A 19494-nucleotide genomic window follows, 5' to 3' on the forward strand; every position below is an offset into this window, starting at 1 on the left:
TCCCCATCTTGGTGGTTAATAAGTCACCGTTAACTTCAGTCGGCAACTTGGCGGCGAGTTTATCAGGTTTCGCCACTCCCTTAGTGGTCGGGAAGCTGAACTAAGTTTCGGACGTTTCCGAAAATTTATCCCGCAACCGATCCAATGCTCGCTTGTAACGCATCTTCGTTGCGCTCAAGCCCATGTGCATGATGTCGGCAATCTCTTGAAACTCAAGTTCTGCGACAAAACGTAGCACCAGAATCTCGCGATCGATCGGGTTGACGTGAACCAACCACCTATCCAGACCGCCTCGCTCCTCGACTTTCGGCGTTTTCTCGTCGGAAGCCTCTTCGAGCGGATCCAAACTCAAGGCGTCAATCAATCGACGCTTGCGCCGCTCTTTTCGATACTGAGTAATGCATTCGTTATAGGTAATGCTGTAAAGCCAGGTCTTGAACTTGGATTTACCCTCAAAGTTCTTAAGGCCATAAAGAACTTTGAGCATCACCTCCTGACAGACATCGTCAGCGTCCCTTTCGTTCCCCAGATAGCGCGCACAAACGTTAAATAATGTTCGTTGGTAGCGTCGCATCAGCTCTTCATAAGCACGAGTGATGTGAAACAGCTCGTCGTGGGCGCGCGCCACCAGCTCTTCATCGGTGAGCTCGCGGGGGTCGTAGCGCGTGGGCAGGGTTTGAGCTTTGTTCAAAACGAGTCGGGCCGACGGTCAGGACGAAAAGTGCCCGACAGGTCACGCCTGCCGGGCAGCTGCATAAAATAACAGATTGGCGTCAGCGACTGTTCACGCGTTGCTCGAGCATCACTCGATTGGCTACCGATACCAGCTCACCGGTATCGGTCAACAGGGTGGTTTTCACTGTGCCGATCTCTTCGATCTGGCCTTCGACCTCACCAACCTGCACTTGTTGCCCGACCTGGTACAGCTCGCGTACGTAGATGCCGGCCAGAATCTGGCTGGCGATATCACGGCTACCAAGACCCAGCGCCAGCGCCACCGCCAGACCGACGGAGATCAGCACGATGGCGATGACATTGTTGAGCAGATCGGTCTTGACCTCCAGCTGGCCGATGGCCACAGAAATGCTGATGATGATCACCAGCCCCTGCGCCACGCGCCCCAGACCATTGGCGTACTCGAGGCCTACGCCTTCGGCAGCGCCGCGTACCAGGCTGCTGACCAGTTGCGCCAGGAGCACGCCAGCCAGCAGCACCAGGGCAGCACCGAATACCTTCGGCAGATAAAGCGCCAGGACGTCGAGCGTGGCGGAAACCCGTTGCAGCCCCAGCGACTCGGCAGCGGAAACCAGGAAGATCAGGAGCACGAACCAGTAGACGATCTTGCCAATAAGGGTCGAGACCGAGGCGTGGATGCCGACGCGAGCCAGCAACTTGGTGAGGCCGGTGCCCATCATCAGGCGATCCAGCCCAACCTTGCCGAGCAGTTTGGACAAAAGCGTATCGAGCAGCTTGGCGACGACGAAGCCGAGCAGCACCAGCACCAACGCAACGAACAGGTTGGGAATGAATCCGGCAACCTTGGTCCACAGTGCGGTCATCGCGGAGATCAGGCTTTGGGTCCAGGGATCGAGTTCCATTTCAGTCAGCCTTATCAGCAGAAGCAGAGGATTGGGTACGGCGCGATACCGGCGCCACATGCGCCGAACCGCTGTTCAGGGCGATCATCAGAGCCTGCGCCCAGTGGCCCATCAGGCTGAACAGATCGCCCGCGCCAACCTGCCGGTTGGCGGTCTTGAGGACCCGGTGCAGACAGGCATCGTCGTCATGGCTGGACGGCGAGGACCTGAGCAAATCGCGTAGAGACTCTTCGAATGGATCGTGCATGCGCACCTCACGGGATGTCACGGCTAGACGCAGTAGCCAGCGGATGAGTCACACATCACAGCCAACGCCAGCGGCGAAAAAGCAGCAATTGCACCAGCGCCAAAAGCCCGATGAGGCCACTGGCGATGAAGAAACCGATCGGGTTCTCAGCCCCCGGAATTCCGCCAACATTGATGCCCAGCAGGCCGGTGAGGAAGGTCAACGGCAGGAACATGCCGGTGATCACCGTGAAGCGATACATGATGCGATTCATCCGCTCGCCCAGACGGCGCCCCTCGGCCTCCAGCACCAGGCCTACACGCTCGCGGATCAGTTCGAGCTCCTCCAGATAGCGCGTCAGTCGGTTGTTCAGCTCGTTCCAGTAGTCGTCGTCATCATCGACGAACCAAGGCTCTCGGTTACGCGCCAGCTGGGCATAAAGGTCGCGCTGCGGCGCAAGAAAGCGCCGCAGGCCGGCCGCGCGTCGGCGAACCTGCAGCATCAGGCTGTGATTGGGCAGATAACGCTCGTTGTCGTCGAGGCGGTCTTCCTCCTCGTCGAGCTGCTCGCTCAGCTCCAGAATCAGGTCGTCGACGCGGCTGGTCAGGTGCCGAGCCAACTCCAGAAGCAGTTCGGACGAGGTTTTCGGTCCGGTGCCAGCCAGAAGATCGGCGATAAGCGCGTCGGTCGCGAGCAGCGGTCGCAGGCGCAGGGAAATCACCCGCCGGGCATCGGCGAAGATGCGCACCGAGACCATGTCTTCCGGTTCGGCGCCGGGATTGCGATTGACCCCGCGCAGGAAGATCAGCAACTCGTTGTTCGGCAAAGGCAACAGACGCGGCCGGGTGTTTTCCTCCAGCAGCAGCCCGCAGGCGAACTCATCCAGGCCACTGTTTTCAAGCAGCCAGCGGCGTGCCTGCTCCTGGCTACGATCCCAGTGCAACCAAAGGCTCTCATGCTCGCCCAGCTGCAGGCTATCCAGCTCCTCGCGGCTGATACTACGCGCACCGCCGCGACCATCGAGTACGAAGGCGTGCAACAGTGCCGATTCCTGATCCTGCATCAGCTTATTCCGGCATGTTCAGAGCTTGCGGGGACACGATCACGCCGTTGTTGTCGGCATACAGGTACTCGCCCGGTTTGAAGGTCACGCCGCCAAAGGTAACCGGCACATTCAGGTCACCGATACCGCGCTTGTCGGTCTTCATCGGGTGGCTGGCCAGCGCCTGCACGCCCAGGTCAGTCTGCGCGATCACGTCGACGTCACGAATGCAGCCGTACACCACGATGCCTTCCCAGCCATTCCTGGCGGCTTTCTCGGCCAGCATGTCGCCCAGCAGCGCACGACGCAGCGAACCGCCGCCATCGACGACCAGCACCTTGCCCTGGCCGGGCAGATCGACCTGCTCCTTGACCAGCGAGTTGTCTTCATGGCACTTGATGGTGACGATCTGCCCGCCGAAGGAGTCGCGGCCACCATAGTTGGCGAACATCGGCTCGACGACCTGGACCAGCTCTGGATAGGCATCGCACAGATCAGGGGTGATGTAATGCATGACGGAACTCCTTTCGACAATGGATGAACGGCAAGCAAGCGACAGCCCCGGAAATGACCATCGACGCACGAGGCGTCACATATTACCGGTAAGCACCCGCCGAAGAAACGTTACGACAGCTCAGACACCCGCGACAGAGACTTGCTCGGCACATTCACTTGGCAGCTGCAGATGCTGCAGCCACTGCTCGACCAGCGGCCAGACTTCGCGCTGCGCTTCCTTGCTGACCAGCATTTCGATATGCCCGAAGTCGCTGCTAAAGCCCTTGTCCTTGCCCAGCAGCAGAAAATGCCTCGGCGCAGCGCTGCATTGCTCCAGAAGTTTGCGGCAGGCCCAGGCCGGATCCTGATGATCGGCTGCAGCCGCCACGGCCAGCACCGGTACGTGGACCTGAGCGAGCCCCGCCCACCAGTCCTGCTCACCATCACCGAAACGCCCGAACAACCTGAGCCAGCGCAGGGTTTCCAGCGCCAGACCGATCGGCTCATCTTCAGGCCCGCGCTTCAGGCGCCGCCCGGAAAGATAGGGAAAGGCACGCAGCAGCAGGCGTGCGCCCCACTCCACCGGCGGCACCTTGAGCGGCCAGTAGATACGGCTGATCTGACTGCCGAACAATGCTGCCGAGCGAACGCGCGCTTGTCCGAGGGAACCACCACCCAGCGCTGCAGCCAGAATCACCCCGCCCAGGGAGTGACCGATCCAGTGAGCAGGCTGCCCGGTCTGTTCGAAGATGAAAGCCGCGATGGCAGGCAGGTCGTAGCGCACGTACTGGGCGACGTTATTGTCGCGATAGCCTTCGTTGCGTGGCGACAGGCCGTGGCCACGCATTTCGGCGATCCACACGTCAAACCCGGCACGCGCCAGGTAAGCGCCCAGGCCGATGCCTTTCGGCGAATACCAGAAACGTCGGTTGGAAAAACTGCCATGCAGCAACACCACGGGCACACCGCGCGCGGCTTCGGCACCTCCCAACCCCACACGTGTCAGCGCCAGCTCGACGCTGGAGTCCGGGCTGTTGTTGGGTTTGAGGAGATAGACGTCTTCGCTGAGGTCACGGCGTAGTTCGGCGCTGATCAGAGCAACGGGGAAAAGCTCACTACTGCTTTGCATGGATCGGAGAACCGCAATGGCGCTGTGCCACAAAGAGAAACGAAGCCCATAAAAAGCCGCCGGAGCGACGTTCGAATCGCTGGCGACGGCTCGGGAGTGACCAGCAAAAAAGGGCGGGTTCGACCCGCCCTTCTGCTGGTTCGGCGACTGGTATCAGGCAGGCTGCGCTTCGGCCAGGAAGAACCAGGTATCGAGTACCGAATCCGGGTTCAGCGACACGCTTTCGATGCCCTGTTCCATCAGCCACTTGGCCAGATCCGGGTGGTCCGACGGGCCCTGACCGCAAATACCGATGTACTTGCCGGCCTTGTTGCAGGCAGCGATGGCGTTGGCCAGCAGCTTCTTCACGGCCGGATTACGCTCGTCGAACAGGTGGGCGACGATACCGGAGTCGCGGTCCAGGCCCAGGGTCAGCTGGGTCAGGTCGTTGGAACCGATGGAGAAGCCGTCGAAGAACTCCAGGAACTCCTCGGCCAGCAGCGCGTTGGACGGCAGCTCGCACATCATGATGACTTTCAGACCATCCTGACCGCGGGCCAGGCCATTGCTGGCCAGCAGCTCGACCACTTGCGAGGCCTCGCCCAGGGTACGCACGAAGGGCACCATGATTTCGACGTTGGTCAGGCCCATCTCGTTGCGCACTTTCTTCAGCGCACGGCATTCCAGCTCGAAGCAGTCGCGGAAGGATTCGCTGATGTAACGCGAGGCACCGCGGAAGCCCAGCATCGGGTTTTCTTCTTCCGGCTCGTACAGTTTGCCGCCGATCAGGTTGGCGTATTCGTTGGACTTGAAGTCCGACAGGCGCACGATGACCTTCTTCGGCCAGAAGGCGGCGGCCAGGGTGCTGATGCCCTCGACCAGCTTCTCGACGTAGAAGTCGACGGGGTCACCGTAGCCGGCGACGCGCTTCTCGACACTGTCCTTGATCTCCGGCGGCAGGCTGGAGAAGTTCAGCAGTGCCTTGGGGTGCACGCCGATCATGCGGTTGATGATGAATTCCAGGCGGGCCAGGCCTACACCCTCGTTGGGCAGCTGGGCGAAGTCGAAGGCGCGGTCCGGGTTGCCGACGTTCATCATGATCTTGAACGGCAGTTCGGGCATGGCATCGACCGAGTTCTTGCGAATGTCGAAGCCCAGTTCGCCTTCGAAGATGAACCCGGTATCGCCCTCGGCGCAGGAGACGGTGACACCCTGGCCATCCTTCAGCACGCTGGTGGCGTTGCCGCAGCCGACCACGGCCGGAATGCCCAGCTCACGGGCGATGATCGCCGCGTGGCAGGTACGACCACCGCGGTTGGTGACGATGGCGCTGGCGCGCTTCATCACCGGCTCCCAATCCGGGTCGGTCATGTCGGAGACCAGCACGTCGCCCGGCTGCACCTTGTCCATCTCGGACACGTCGTGGATCACCCGCACCTTGCCGGCGCCGATGCGCTGCCCGATGGCGCGGCCTTCGACCAGCACGGTACCCTTCTCTTTCAGCAGGTAGCGCTCCATCACGGTGGCGCTGGAGCGGCTCTTCACGGTTTCCGGACGGGCCTGCACGATGTACAGCTTGCCGTCATCACCGTCTTTGGCCCACTCGATGTCCATCGGGCGGCCGTAGTGTTTCTCGATGATCAGCGCCTGCTTGGCCAGCTCGCTGACCTCGGCATCGGTGATGCAGAAGCGCGCACGCTCGGCGCGGTCGACTTCGACGGTCTTGACCGAACGACCGGCCTTGGCCTCGTCGCCGTAGATCATCTTGATCGCCTTGCTGCCCAGGTTGCGACGCAGGATCGCCGGGCGGCCCGCTTCCAGGGTCGGCTTGTGCACGTAGAATTCGTCGGGGTTGACCGCGCCTTGCACCACGGTCTCGCCGAGGCCGTAGGCGCCGGTGATGAACACCACGTCACGGAAGCCGGACTCGGTATCGAGGGTGAACATCACACCAGCGGTGCCGGTTTCCGAGCGCACCATGCGCTGCACGCCAGCGGACAGGGCGACCAGCTTGTGGTCGAAGCCCTGATGCACGCGGTAGGCGATGGCACGGTCGTTGAACAGGGAGGCGAAGACTTCCTTGGTGGCGCGGATCACATTGTCCACGCCGCGGATGTTGAGGAAGGTTTCCTGCTGGCCGGCAAAGGAGGCGTCCGGCAGGTCTTCGGCGGTGGCAGAGGAACGCACGGCCACGGCCATATTGTCGTTGCCGGCGCTCATGGTGGCGAAGGCTTCACGAATCTGCTTGTCCAGCTCGGCCGGGAAGTCGGCTTCCATCACCCACTGGCGAATCTGTGCGCCGGTCTTGGCCAGGGCGTTGACGTCATCGACGTCGAGCGCGTCGAGGGCAGCGTGGATCTGAGCGTTCAGGCCGCTTTGCTCGAGGAAGTCGCGATAGGCCTGAGCCGTAGTGGCGAAACCGCCTGGAACCGAGACGCCGGCACCTGCCAGGTTGCTGATCATCTCGCCGAGGGATGCGTTTTTGCCCCCCACATGCTCTACATCGTGGACGCCGAGCTTATCGAGGGAAACTACGTACTCTACCAAGGTGATCTCTCCACTAACAGTGTTGGAAAAGCTTAGTGGGCTGCGCAATGTCGAGCGACCGAAGTCGCGCGATTGTGGCCTTGCCCTTGAATAAGTAACAATGCCTAAACCCCGTGGGGCCGGCTAAAAACGCGGCCTATCATAGCCAAGAATCGATCTCAGCTTAAGGCCTTTGGCGCAAATGAAACGAACCGCTTTCTTCATCTCCGATGGCACCGGCATCACGGCCGAAACCCTGGGTCAGAGCTTGCTCGCGCAGTTCGAGAATATTCAATTCACGAAACTTACGCGTCCTTATATCGACAGTGTCGATAAAGCGCGCGCCATGGTACAACAAATCGATGCTGCCGCCGAAAGGGACGGCGTACGTCCGATCATCTTCGACACCATCGTCAATCGCGATATTCGTGCGATCCTCGATACCGCAAATGGTTTCATGATCGATATCTTCTCCACCTTTCTCTCACCTCTGGAGCAGGAACTGAGTTCGCACTCCTCCTACTCCGTCGGCAAGTCGCACTCCATTGGCCAGAATTCCAACTATATGGAGCGTATCGAGGCGGTGAACTTCGCCCTGGATAACGACGACGGTGCGCGTACCCACTATTACGACAAGGCCGATCTGATTCTGGTCGGTGTTTCGCGCTGCGGCAAAACGCCCACCTGCCTGTACATGGCCATGCAGTACGGCATTCGCGCTGCCAATTACCCGCTGACCGAAGACGACATGGAGCGCCTGCAGCTGCCCGATTCGCTGAAAAAGTACCGCGAAAAACTGTTCGGCCTGACCATCGATCCGGATCGCCTCACCGCCATCCGCCACGAGCGCAAACCCAACAGCCGCTATGCCAGCTACGCCCAGTGCGAGTTCGAAGTGCGCGAAGTGGAGAGTCTGTTCCGTCGTGAAAACATCGCTTTCATCAACTCCACGCATTTCTCGGTGGAGGAGATCTCTGCCAAGATCCTGGTGGAAAAAGGCGTTGAAAGGCGCCTCAAGTAACTGCCGCAAGCACCTGTTTAAAAAGGAAAAAGGCTCGAAACTTCGAGCCTTTTCTCATTTCGGAACCTAGAAACTTTCAGCGGGCACCCGCACCCAGCCTTCCATCAGGATGCGTGCGCTGCGACTCATCACCGCCTTGGTCACCGTCCACTGGCCGTCGACCTGCCTGGCCTGGGCGCCGACACGCAGGGTGCCGGACGGATGACCGAAACGCACCGCCTCGCGCTCGCCGCCACCAGCGGCCAGGTTGACCAGCGTGCCCGGAATCGCCGCCGCAGTACCGATGGCCACCGCGCAGGTGCCCATCATCGCGTGGTGCAGCTTGCCCATGGACAGCGCACGCACCAGCAGATCGACCTCGCCGGCTTTCACGTCCTTGCCGCTGGACGTGCGGTAGTCCTTGGCCGGGCTGACGAAGGCGATCTTCGGGGTGTGCTGACGTGTCGCAGCCTCCTCGGCCGTTTTGATCAGCCCCATGCGCAGTGCACCGGCGATGCGGATCTGCTCGAAACGCGCCAGTTGCGCCGGGTCGCCGTTGATGGCCTCACGCAGCTCGGTGCCCTGATAACCGATGTCTTGGGCATTGACGAAGATAGTCGGAATACCGGCGGTGATCATGGTCGCCTTGAAGGTACCGATGCCCGGCACTTGGAGGTCATCGACCAGGTTACCGGTGGGGAACATCGAGCCGCCCTCCTCGCCGTCGTCGGACGGGTCGAGGAACTCCAGCACGGTCTCCGCCGCCGGGAAGGTCACGCCGTCCAGCTCGAAGTCACCGGTTTCCTGCACCTGGGCATCAGTGACCGGCACATGAGCGATGATGGTTTTCTGGATATTGGCCTGCCAGATGCGCACCACGCAGGTGCCGTTCTCGGGAATCCGCGCGGGATCGACCAGGCCGGCATGGATGGCGAAGGCGCCAGCCGCCGTGGACAGGTTGCCGCAGTTGCCGCTCCAGTCGACGAAAGCCTTGTCGATGGACACCTGGCCGTAGAGGTAATCGACGTCGTGCTCGGGCTGGCTGCTTTTCGACAGGATCACGCATTTGGAGGTGCTCGAGGTGGCGCCGCCCATGCCGTCGATATGCGCGGCGTACGGATCGGGGCTGCCGATTACGCGCATGAAGAGTTTGTCGCGGGCCTGGCCCGGCACCTGACAGCGCTCGGGCAGATCCTGGAGGCGGAAGAACACGCCTTTACTGGTGCCGCCACGCATATAGGTGGCGGGGATTTTTACTTGCGGCAGATAAGCCATAGCTGCAGTCCTGATAGGGAATGATGGTGCTCCCCGGATTTCATCCGGGCTACCGGCTTTTCGTAGGAGCGAGCTCTGCTCGCGAACGAAGCTTCGTTGCGCGGCGATTCGCGAGCAGAGCTCGCTCCCACAGAGTGCACCTGCCCGCTCGCGGGCAGGTCGTTACATCAAGCCACCGCGCCTTCGAGGAAGTCCTTGGCGAAGCGCTGCAGCACGCCGCCGGCCTTGTACACGTTGACATCCGCCGCCGTATCCAGGCGGCAGGTCACCGGCACCCGGACCACCTCGCCGTTGCGGCGATTGACCACCAGGGTCAGGTCGCAGCGCGGCGAAATGTCGCCTTCCACGTCATAGGTCTCGGTGCCGTCCAGGCCCAGGGTCAGGCGGGTGGTGCCCGGCTTGAACTCCACCGGCAGCACGCCCATGCCCACCAGGTTGGTGCGGTGGATGCGCTCGAAGCCTTCGGCCACGATCACTTCCACCCCCGCCAGGCGCACGCCCTTGGCCGCCCAGTCCCGCGATGACCCTTGGCCATAGTCGGCACCGGCAATGATGATCAGGTTCTGCTTGCGGTTCATGTAGGTTTCGATGGCTTCCCACATGCGCATCACCTGGCCCTCGGGTTCCACGCGCGCCAGCGAACCCTTCTTCACCTGCCCGTCGACCACGGCCATTTCGTTGACCAGTTGCGGGTTGGCGAAGGTGGCGCGCTGGGCGGTCAGGTGATCGCCGCGGTGGGTGGCGTAGGAGTTGAAGTCCTCTTCCGGCAGGCCCATTTTCGCCAGGTACTCACCGGCAGCCGAGTCCGCCAGAATGGCGTTGGACGGCGACAGGTGATCGGTGGTGATGTTGTCCGGCAGGATCGCCAGCGGCCGCATGCCCTTGAGCGTACGCTCGCCGGCCAGCGCGCCTTCCCAGTAGGGCGGGCGGCGGATATAGGTGGACATCGGCCGCCAGTCGTACAGCGGACTCTCGGCCTCCTTCACCGTCCCGAGGTCGAACATCGGGATGTAGATCTGCTTGAACTGCTCGGGCTTGACGCTGGAGGCGACTATGGCGTCGATTTCCTCGTCGCTCGGCCAGAGGTCCTTGAGCGTCACGGGATTGCCAGCCGCATCATGGCCGAGCACATCCTGCTCGATATCGAAGCGCACGGTACCGGCGATGGCGTAGGCCACCACCAGCGGCGGCGAAGCGAGGAAGGCCTGCTTGGCGTACGGGTGGATGCGCCCGTCGAAGTTGCGGTTGCCCGAGAGCACGGCGGTGGCGTACAGGTCGCGCTCGATGATTTCCTTCTGGATCGCAGGATCCAGCGCGCCGGACATGCCGTTGCAGGTGGTGCAGGCGTAGGCGACGATGCCGAAGCCGAGCTTCTCCAGCTCCGGCAGCAGGCCGGCCTCTTCCAGATACAGCTTGGCGACCTTCGAGCCCGGTGCGAACGACGTCTTCACCCAGGGCTTGCGCACCAGGCCCAGCTCGTTGGCCTTTTTCGCCAGCAGACCGGCAGCGACCACGTTGCGCGGGTTGGAGGTGTTGGTGCAGCTGGTGATGGCAGCGATGATCACCGCACCGTCAGGCATCAGGCCCTCAGCCTCTTCGGCCCTGCCTGCCGCCAGCTTGGCCTCGTCGGCGATGCCGCGCTCGTGCAACGCCGAGGTCGGCAGCCGCCTGTGCGGGTTGGACGGCCCGGCCAGGTTACGCACCACGGTGGACAGATCGAAACTCAGCACCCGCTCGTACTCGGCGCCCTGCAGGGCGTTGGCCCACAGACCGGTGGTCCTGGCGTAGTTTTCCACCAGCGCCACCTGCTCCGGCTCGCGGCCGGTGAGCTTGAGGTAGTCGATGGTCTGGCCGTCGATATAGAACATCGCGGCGGTGGCGCCGTACTCCGGGCACATGTTGGAGATGGTGGCGCGGTCGCCGATGGACAGGCTGTCGGCACCCTCGCCGAAGAACTCGACCCAGGCACCAACCACGCGCTCCTTGCGCAGGAACTCGGTCAGCGCCAGGACGATATCGGTGGCGGTGATGCCCGGCTGACGCTTGCCGGTCAGCTCGACGCCGACGATATCGGGCAGACGCATCATCGACGGATGGCCGAGCATCACGGTCTCGGCCTCCAGGCCGCCGACACCTATGGCGATCACGCCCAGGGCATCGACGTGCGGGGTATGCGAGTCGGTGCCGACGCAGGTATCGGGGAAGGCGATGCCGCCGCGCGCCTGGATCACCGGGCTCATCTTCTCCAGGTTGATCTGGTGCATGATGCCGTTGCCGGCCGGGATCACGTCGACGTTTTTGAACGCGGTCTTGGTCCAGTCGATGAAGTGGAAGCGATCCTCGTTGCGGCGATCTTCGATGGCGCGGTTCTTCTCGAAGGCGTCCGGGTCGAAGCCGGGCGCCTCGACGGCCAGCGAGTGATCGACGATCAGCTGGGTCGGCACCACCGGGTTGACCTTGGACGGGTCACCGCCCTGCTCGGCGATGGCATCGCGCAGGCCGGCCAGGTCGACCAGCGCGGTCTGGCCGAGGATGTCGTGGCAGACCACGCGCGCCGGGTACCAGGGAAAGTCCAGGTCGCGCTTGCGATAGACCAGTTGTTCCAGCGAGGCAGTCAGATCCTGCGGATCGCAGCGGCGCACCAGCTGCTCGGCGAGCACGCGCGAGGTGTAGGGCAGCTTGTCCCAGGCGCCGGCCTGGATCGCCTCGACCGCCTCACGGGCATCGAAGTAATCCAGCGCGGTGCCGGGCAGGCGCTTGCGGTATTGGCTATTCACGGTGTCATTCATCTTATTTACGGTCCTTGAGCGGCACGAACTTCAGGTCTTCTGGGCCTGTGTAGTTGGCGCTCGGGCGGATGATCTTGCCGTCGATACGTTGCTCGATGACGTGGGCGGACCAGCCGGCGGTGCGGGCGATGACGAACAGCGGGGTGAACATGGCGGTGGGCACACCCATCATGTGGTAGCTCACGGCGCTGAACCAGTCGAGGTTGGGGAACATCTTCTTGATCTCCCACATCACGCTTTCCAGACGCTCGGCGATGTCATACATCTTGGTGTTGCCCTGCTCTAGGGACAGCTCGCGGGCCACTTCCTTGATCACCTTGTTGCGTGGATCGCTGACGGTGTAGACCGGGTGACCGAAGCCGATCACCACTTCCTTGCGCCCTACCCGCTCGCGGATGTCGGCCTCGGCTTCGTCCGGGCTGTCGTAGCGCTTCTGCACCTCGAAGGCCACCTCGTTGGCGCCGCCGTGCTTGGGCCCGCGCAGCGCGCCGATGGCGCCGGCGATGCAGCTGAACAGGTCGGAGCCGGTGCCGGCGATCACCCGCGAAGTGAAGGTGGAGGCGTTGAACTCGTGCTCGGCATACAGGTTGAGCGAGGTGTGCATGGCGCGCACCCAGGACTCGCGCGGCTTCTCGCCGTGCAGCAGGTGCAGGAAATGTCCGCCGATGGAGTCGTCGTCAGTTTCCACGTCGATGCGCTTGCCGTTGTGGCTGTAGTGATACCAGTACAACAGCGCCGACCCCAGAGAGGCCATCAGCTTGTCGGCAATGTCGCGGGCGCCGGGGTGGTTATGGTCGTCCTTCTCCGGGGCCAGACAGCCGAGTACGGACACGGCGGTGCGCATCACGTCCATCGGGTGCGCCGAGGGCGGCAGTTGTTCCAGCGCGGCCTTGACCCCGGCCGGCAGGCCGCGCAGGGCCTTGAGCTTGGCCCTGTAGCCGGCCAGTTCGGCGACGTTGGGCAGTTTGCCGTGCACCAGCAGGTGGGCGATTTCCTCGAACTCGCAGCGATTGGCAAAATCGAGCACGTCATAGCCGCGGTAGTGCAGGTCGTTACCGGTGCGGCCAACGGTGCACAGCGCGGTGTTGCCGGCGGCGGTGCCGCTCAGGGCGACGGATTTCTTCGGCTTGAAGCCTGGAGTGGTTTCAGTCGAGCTCATGGTCATCTCCTTATCTCTTGTTCTAGGTGCGTGGCCAGACAGCAATCCGGCAACCACGCCAACCAACCGCCGGATTGCATCCGGGCTACAGCCTTATTTCTTGCCGGCGGCAAACAGCGCGTCGAGCTTCTGCTCGAAGGCGTGGTAGCCGATACGGTCGTACAGCTCGGCGCGGGTCTGCATCAGCTCGATCACGTCCTTCTGGTGGCCGTTCTGGCGGATCGAGGTGTAGACACTTTCTGCCGCCTTGTTCGCCGCGCGGAACGCCGACAGCGGGTAAAGCTGGATGGCCACCCCGACCGAAGCCAGCTCCTCGCGGGTGAACAGCGGCGTGGCACCGAATTCGGTGATATTGGCCAGCACCGGCACCTTCAACGCCTCGACGAAGCGCTTGTAAGTGGGCAGATCGTAGGCCGCCTCGGCGAAGATGCCATCGGCACCGGCCTCGACGTAGGCCTGGCAACGCTCGATGGCGGCGTCCACACCCTCGGCCTGGATCGCATCGGTGCGGGCGATGAGGAAGAAGTCCGGGTCGGTCTTGGCGTCAGCAGCAGCGCGCACGCGATCGCACATTTCCTCGGTGGAAACGATTTCCTTGCCCGGACGGTGACCGCAACGCTTGGCACCGACCTGGTCTTCGATATGCGCAGCGGCGGCGCCAGCCTTGATCAGGTTCTTGACGGTGCGCTCGATGTTGAAGGCCGAAGGTCCGAAGCCGGTGTCGATGTCTACCAGCAGCGGCAGGTCGCAGACATCGGTAATGCGGCGTACGTCGGTGAGCACGTCATCGAGGGTATTGATACCCAGGTCCGGCAGCCCGAGCGAGCCGGCCGCGACACCACCACCGGACAGGTAGATGGCACGAAAGCCTGCGCGCTTGGCCAGCAGCGCATGGTTGGCGTTGATCGCGCCGATTACCTGCAGCGGTTGCTCTTCGGCGAGGGCCTGGCGGAAGCGCTGGCCGGCGGAAAGCTGAGTCATGTATCACCTCGGGGCTTGGATGAAGTGGCGAGCGCTTCCTTGTAGTGGCGCTCGATATTGCGCTTGGAGGCGCCGATGTGGCGGCGCATCAGCAGTTCGGCCAGTTCGCCGTCACGTTCGGCGATGGCATCGAGAATGCGGTGATGTTCGGCGAAGGCCTGGTGCGGCCGATTGGGCGTGGCGGAGAACTGCAGACGGTACATGCGCACCAGCTGGTAGAGCTCGTCACACAGCAGTTTGGCCAGGGTGCGGTTACCGCTGCCCTGGATGATCCGGTAGTGGAAGTCGAAGTCGCCTTCCTGCTGGTAGTAGCCGACGCCCGCCTTGAAGGCGGCGTCCTGCTCGTGCAACTCCAGCACCCGGCGCAGCTCGTCGATCTCCTGCTGGGTCATGCGTTCGGCGGCCAGACGACAGGCCATGCCTTCGAGGGATTCGCGGATCTCGTACAGCTCTACCAGTTCGGCATGGCTGAGCGATACAACGCGCGCGCCCACATGCGGCACGCGCACCAGCAGCTTCTGCCCTTCCAGGCGATGGATCGCCTCACGCAACGGGCCGCGGCTGATGCCGTAGGTACGCGCCAACTCAGGCTCGGAGATCTTGCTGCCGGGGGCGATATCACCTTTGACGATGGCAGCCTGGATCAGGCGGAAAACATGTTCGGAAAGTGTTTCCGAATCCACCTGAGGCGATGTGGGCGCTTCCGATTCAAGCAGCATGATTGTCGACACCAAGAGCTTTCAGTGGCAACAAAACTACGCCACAAAGCCAAAATCGTCAAAGCCGACCAAAGTATTGTCGACAATATTTTATGAATGTCGAGCCAGTCGAGCCTTGACCTTACTTGCAGAAAGCTACATAACCTGCTGTTAGCACGGAAAATCCCCATGTTAGAATCCGCGCACTTACGCCCGGCTAACGCCTTCTGCCATGCCTGCTAGACTTCCCGGCAGATAGTTATATGGCAGTCTGCCGCCAGACACTGTTGCTCACCCGCCCCTGGCAATACCTTCTCAAGGACACATGAGACTGAAACCCTTCTCCTTGTTGCTCTGCCTGCTGACCTTGTCCTGCCCGGCTCTGGCCATGGGCAAGTCGATCTATGGCCTGAACGAATACATTCACATAGAGGAACTGGACCTGCAGGTAGCCGCCAAGCTCGACACCGGCGCCAAGACGGCGTCCCTCAGCGCCCGCGACATCAAACGCTTCAAGCGTGACGGAGAAACCTGGGTGCGTTTCGTGCTGGCCATCGATGACGCTCACGAGCGAACCATCGAGCGTCCGCTGGCGCGCATCAGCAAGATCAAACGCCGGGCAGGCGACTTCGATCCCGAAGAAGACAAGACTTATACGGCACGCCCGGTAATCGACCTTGAACTGTGCATGGGGCAAACCCTGCGCACGATCGAAGTGAACTTGACCGACCGAAGCGCATTCCAATACCCGCTTTTGATCGGCTCCGAAGCGCTCAAGCACTTCGAAGCCATGGTCGATCCAAGCCTTAAATACGCGGCCGGCAAACCCGACTGCACCGACGACGCAACCCCTGGCGAGTAATTCCCATGCGCTCTCTGAACCTGCATCTGAAAGTCCTGATCACCCTGCTGGTGACTCTGGGCGTTCTGATTACGGCATACCAAATCTTCATCCTCGGCATCCCGGTGACCGAAGACGAGACCGACGATCTGTGGAACATCGACGCCAAGGTCGAATTTCAGGCGACCCCGCGCGAGCCGGTGAAACTGCAGATGTTCGTGCCGCCGCTGAACCAGGATTACGTGAGCCTCAACGAGAGCTTCATCTCCAACAACTATGGCGTCAGCGTCAACCGTGTCGACGGCAACCGCCGCGTCACCTGGTCGGCCCGTCGCGCCAGCGGCAAGCAGACCCTCTACTATCGCCTGGTCCTGACCAAGCGTTACAGCGGTGAGCAGCCACCCGCCAAAGGCCCGATCTTCCGTGACAGCCTGCCGGTAGAAGGCCCCGAGAAAATTGCCGCAGAAGCATTGCTCGCGCCGATCCGCCAGCACTCGGCGGATGTCGAGACCTTCATCAGCGAAACCATCAAGCGCGCCAACAACGTCAACGACGACAACGTCAAGCTGCTGCTGGGCGGCGACGCATCCACCGCCAACAAGGCCAAGGTAGTCGACCTGTTGCTGTCCATCGCCCACGTACCGATGGAGCGCGTGCACACCATTCGCCTGCAGGCCGAGGTCGCGCAGTCGCCCGAGCTGTGGCTGCGCAGCTTCAACGGCCAGAAATGGCTCTACTTCAACCCGGAGACCGGCGAGCAAGGGCTGCCGGCCGATCGTCTGGTGTGGTGGATAGGTGACGAAGAGCTGGTCAGCCTCGAGGGCGGGCGCCAGGCACAAGTCAGCTTCAGCCTGAACAACAGCGAGATGAACGCCATCCGCCTGGCCAAGCTGACCGACGAGAACACCGACGCCAGCTTCCTCGAATACTCGCTGTACGGCCTGCCGCTGCAGACCCAGCAGACCTTCATGATCATGGTCATGATCCCGATCGGCGTGCTGGTCATCCTCATCCTGCGCAACCTCGGCGGCCTGCAGACCCTGGGCACTTTCACCCCGGTACTGATCGCCCTGGCCTTCCGCGAAACCCAGCTGGGCTTCGGCATCTTCCTGTTCACCGTGATCACCACGCTCGGCCTCTCGCTACGCTCCTATCTGGAGCACCTGAAGCTGCAGATGCTGCCGCGCCTGTCGGTGGTGCTGACCTTCGTCGTGGTGCTGATCGCCGCCATCAGCCTGTTCAGCCACAAGCTGGGCCTGGAGCGCGGTCTGTCGGTAGCGCTGTTCCCGATGGTGATTTTGACCATGACCATCGAACGCCTGTCGATCACCTGGGAAGAACGCGGCGGCAGCCATGCCTTCAAGGTCGCCATCGGCACCCTGTTCGCCGCCACCATCGCGCACCTGCTGATGATGGTTCCGGAGCTGGTGTACTTCGTGTTCACCTTCCCGGCGGTCCTGCTGATCCTGGTGGGTTTCATGCTGGCGATGGGTCGTTACCGCGGCTACCGCCTGACCGAGCTGTTCCGCTTCAAAGCCTTCCTCAAGGACTAAGACCATGTTCGGCCTGATCAAGACGTGGAAGGCCCTTGAAGCCAAAGGCATCATGGGCATCAACCGACGCAACGCGGACTACGTGCTGAAGTACAACAAACGGCACCTGTACCCGATCGTCGACGACAAGATCATCACCAAGGAGCGGGCCATCGAGGCCGGCATCGATGTGCCGGAACTGTACGGCATCATCGAAACCGAGAAGGAGATCGACAAGCTCGACGAGATCATCGCCGGGCGCACTGACTTCGTCATCAAGCCGGCGCAGGGCGCCGGTGGCGACGGCATCATGGTCGTCGCCGACCGTTTCGAGGATCGCTTCAAGACGGTTTCCGGCAAGATCGTCAGCCATGAGGAGCTGGAGCAGCAGATTTCCAGCATCCTTTCCGGCCTGTACTCACTCGGTGGCCACCGTGACCGCGCGCTGATCGAGTACCGCGTGACACCGGATACCATCTTCAAGAGCATCAGTTACGAAGGCGTGCCGGATATCCGCATCATCGTGCTGATGGGTTACCCGGTGATGGCCATGCTACGTCTGCCGACGCGCCAGTCCAACGGCAAGGCCAACCTGCACCAGGGCGCCATCGGCGTGGGTGTGGATCTGGCCACCGGCGTAACCCTGCGCGGCACCTGGCTGAACAACAAGATCAGCAAGCACCCGGACACCACCAACGCGGTGGACGGTGTGCAACTGCCGAACTGGGACGGCTTCATGAAACTCGCCGCCGGCTGTTACGAGTTGTGCGGCCTGGGTTACATCGGTGTGGACATGGTGCTGGACCAGGACAAGGGCCCGCTGATTCTTGAGCTCAACGCCCGCCCCGGCCTGAATATCCAGATCGCCAACGACTGCGGTCTGACCCATCGCGCCCACGCCGTGGAAGCCCGCCTGGAAGAACTGAAAGCCAAGGGCATTCAGGAAGACGCCGAGGAGCGCGTGCGTTTCTCGCAGGAGCTGTTTGGCCATATCGTCAGCAAGGAAGTCTGACACTCGGCTACCGTTAGCGTCGCGCCAGGTCGCCCCGACCTGGCGCGCCCAAGACTGGCTCAACGCACGATCGCCAGCTCGAACGCCCCTTCGTCCGCATGCGCATGCCGCTGCATGCCCGCCGCATCCACTGCCAGATCCTGCAACGGCCGCTTGAACGGTTTGTTGTCCAGCGTCTGCAGGCTTCGATCCTCATCAGTAGTGATCAGCAGTACATAGCGCTCGCCACGTTCAGCGCGCACCTGCACCGTGCCCTCGATGAAGGCGTAGCGGTACCAGGTTTCCGGGTGCAGCTGATACACCGCGTCGCTGACCAGGCGCGTTGGCCGCTTGGCCTCATCGAGAAACAGCAGCGACGGATAGACCACCTGGCGGTTGGCGAAACTGCGCACACGCAATCCATAGCTTTGCCGCGACGCCGGCAGTTTCAATGCTGCGTAGTAACTGCGCCCCATGGGAAAGTCGAAGCTGGGCGAGAAACGATCCAGCTCTTCGTAGCGTGGCTCCTGTGCCGACAGCACGCTGAAGTCACTATCGCGCAACTGCCCGCAGCAGCGGAGCGACAACTCGCTATACAGGTTGTCGCCGCGCGCCTGGCTGCCCTCGAGCAGCGCCTGCATGGCTGCCGTTGGCTGGCCATCGAGCATCGGCAACGACGGCCTGCTGCCTTCGAATTCGATCTGCCGGCCCTCGCTGTAGCGCACCGATGAGGCCGTCTTGCTGGAAGCAGCTGCCCGCGGCTGGGCGGGTACCGGCGAATTGTGCGTCCTTCCCTGTTCGTCGACCCAGGTGTAATACGGGCTGTCGTAACTGGCGCGGGCAAATCCTCGCCCCTCCAGCACCGCCGAGTCGATGTACTCCCCTGCCCGCTCGCCGCTGGCCAGTACCTGATCGCGACCCGACGCACCGGCGACCTGAGCGCCGGCATAGAAACTGTTCTGCAGTTGGCCATTACCATCGACCCAGGTGAAATAGCGGCGCTTGCTCTCCCCCGTGCTTGGCGCACTGCCCGGCCAGGCACCACCATCACCGAGCCGGGCCTGATCGCTTTGTTCGGCGCGGCGCTTGGCCTGGCTCTGCTGCTCGGCGAAACGGCTATCGACGAAGGTGTTGTGCACCCGTCCCAGATCATCGACCCAGGTCAGGTAACGGCTGCTGGCAGTGGCCTGTGCCAGGGGCAACAAGGCCAGGATGATCATCAGACTGCGCATC

At 62.2% G+C, this 19494-nt stretch carries 17 protein-coding genes; 4 read left to right on the forward strand and 13 right to left on the reverse strand.

Annotation, left to right across the window (positions count from 1 at the left end):
• Positions 1 to 100: 100 nt before the first annotated feature.
• The 7 genes from sigX to ppsA form a co-directional block, all read right to left on the reverse strand.
• Positions 101 to 691, reverse strand: coding sequence for an RNA polymerase sigma factor SigX (gene sigX / locus GYB81_RS17820; protein ID WP_161867056.1), 591 nt, complete (start codon positions 689 to 691; stop codon positions 101 to 103).
• Positions 692 to 773: 82 nt separating this feature from the next.
• Positions 774 to 1598: a mechanosensitive ion channel family protein gene (locus GYB81_RS17825; RefSeq protein WP_013715734.1), complete on the reverse strand. Its 825-nt coding sequence runs from the start codon at positions 1596 to 1598 to the stop codon at positions 774 to 776.
• A gap of 1 nt (position 1599) precedes the next feature.
• Positions 1600 to 1845 (reverse strand): CrfX protein, encoded by a 246-nt coding sequence (locus GYB81_RS17830; RefSeq protein ID WP_161867055.1) that lies wholly within the window; start codon positions 1843 to 1845, stop codon positions 1600 to 1602.
• A gap of 55 nt (positions 1846 to 1900) precedes the next feature.
• The gene (gene cmaX, locus GYB81_RS17835) at positions 1901 to 2887 is read right to left on the reverse strand and encodes a divalent cation transporter CmaX (protein WP_161867054.1); all 987 of its coding nucleotides are present in this window, start codon (positions 2885 to 2887) and stop codon (positions 1901 to 1903) included.
• A gap of 4 nt (positions 2888 to 2891) precedes the next feature.
• Positions 2892 to 3380 carry a ribonuclease E activity regulator RraA gene (gene rraA / locus GYB81_RS17840; RefSeq protein ID WP_161867053.1) on the reverse strand — a complete coding sequence of 163 codons (489 nt, stop codon included), beginning with the start codon at positions 3378 to 3380 and terminating at the stop codon, positions 2892 to 2894.
• A 120-nt stretch (positions 3381 to 3500) separates the two neighbouring features.
• Positions 3501 to 4490, reverse strand: a complete 990-nt coding sequence (locus GYB81_RS17845) for an alpha/beta fold hydrolase (protein WP_161867052.1) — start codon at positions 4488 to 4490, stop codon at positions 3501 to 3503.
• Between the two features lie 153 nt (positions 4491 to 4643).
• Positions 4644 to 7016, reverse strand: a complete 2373-nt coding sequence (gene ppsA, locus GYB81_RS17850; RefSeq protein WP_161867051.1) for a phosphoenolpyruvate synthase — start codon at positions 7014 to 7016, stop codon at positions 4644 to 4646.
• Positions 7017 to 7197: 181 nt separating this feature from the next.
• On the opposite strand from ppsA, the gene ppsR reads away from it, so the two are divergent.
• Positions 7198 to 8016, forward strand: a complete 819-nt coding sequence (gene ppsR / locus GYB81_RS17855) for a posphoenolpyruvate synthetase regulatory kinase/phosphorylase PpsR (protein ID WP_161867050.1) — start codon at positions 7198 to 7200, stop codon at positions 8014 to 8016.
• A gap of 66 nt (positions 8017 to 8082) precedes the next feature.
• Here the strand turns inward: ppsR and prpF are convergent, their stop codons facing one another.
• The 5 genes from prpF to GYB81_RS17880 all read right to left on the reverse strand — a co-directional run bounded on the left by prpF (position 8083) and on the right by GYB81_RS17880 (position 14918).
• Complete coding sequence (prpF, locus tag GYB81_RS17860; protein WP_161867049.1) at positions 8083 to 9270, reverse strand: 2-methylaconitate cis-trans isomerase PrpF; 1188 nt, start codon at positions 9268 to 9270, stop codon at positions 8083 to 8085.
• A 167-nt stretch (positions 9271 to 9437) separates the two neighbouring features.
• Positions 9438 to 12047 (reverse strand): Fe/S-dependent 2-methylisocitrate dehydratase AcnD, encoded by a 2610-nt coding sequence (gene acnD, locus GYB81_RS17865; protein ID WP_161867142.1) that lies wholly within the window; start codon positions 12045 to 12047, stop codon positions 9438 to 9440.
• A 13-nt stretch (positions 12048 to 12060) separates the two neighbouring features.
• Positions 12061 to 13218 carry a bifunctional 2-methylcitrate synthase/citrate synthase gene (gene prpC / locus GYB81_RS17870; RefSeq protein ID WP_161867048.1) on the reverse strand — a complete coding sequence of 386 codons (1158 nt, stop codon included), beginning with the start codon at positions 13216 to 13218 and terminating at the stop codon, positions 12061 to 12063.
• A 93-nt stretch (positions 13219 to 13311) separates the two neighbouring features.
• Positions 13312 to 14199: a methylisocitrate lyase gene (gene prpB, locus GYB81_RS17875; RefSeq protein WP_161867047.1), complete on the reverse strand. Its 888-nt coding sequence runs from the start codon at positions 14197 to 14199 to the stop codon at positions 13312 to 13314.
• Positions 14196 to 14918, reverse strand: coding sequence for a GntR family transcriptional regulator (locus GYB81_RS17880; protein ID WP_161867046.1), 723 nt, complete (start codon positions 14916 to 14918; stop codon positions 14196 to 14198). The genes prpB and GYB81_RS17880 overlap by 4 nt, the downstream gene beginning before the upstream one ends.
• 304 nt (positions 14919 to 15222) lie before the next feature.
• Between GYB81_RS17880 and rloA the strand changes: the two genes are divergently transcribed.
• From rloA to GYB81_RS17895, 3 genes are read left to right on the forward strand one after another with little or no spacing between them, the layout of a single operon-like run.
• Entirely contained in the window at positions 15223 to 15759 is a 537-nt protein-coding gene (rloA, locus tag GYB81_RS17885) for a retropepsin-like aspartic peptidase RloA (protein WP_161867045.1), read from the forward strand.
• A 5-nt stretch (positions 15760 to 15764) separates the two neighbouring features.
• A complete protein-coding gene (rloB, locus tag GYB81_RS17890; RefSeq protein WP_161867044.1) occupies positions 15765 to 17291 on the forward strand; it encodes an osmotic stress tolerance membrane protein RloB in 1527 nt (508 codons plus the stop codon).
• Between the two features lie 4 nt (positions 17292 to 17295).
• A complete protein-coding gene (locus GYB81_RS17895) occupies positions 17296 to 18282 on the forward strand; it encodes an alpha-L-glutamate ligase-like protein (RefSeq protein WP_161867043.1) in 987 nt (328 codons plus the stop codon).
• Between the two features lie 59 nt (positions 18283 to 18341).
• Here the strand turns inward: GYB81_RS17895 and GYB81_RS17900 are convergent, their stop codons facing one another.
• Positions 18342 to 19493 carry a MalM family protein gene (locus GYB81_RS17900; RefSeq protein ID WP_161867042.1) on the reverse strand — a complete coding sequence of 384 codons (1152 nt, stop codon included), beginning with the start codon at positions 19491 to 19493 and terminating at the stop codon, positions 18342 to 18344.
• Position 19494: the final 1 nt, after the last annotated feature.

Source organism: Pseudomonas yangonensis (assembly GCF_009932725.1).
GTDB lineage: Bacteria > Pseudomonadota > Gammaproteobacteria > Pseudomonadales > Pseudomonadaceae > Aquipseudomonas > Aquipseudomonas yangonensis.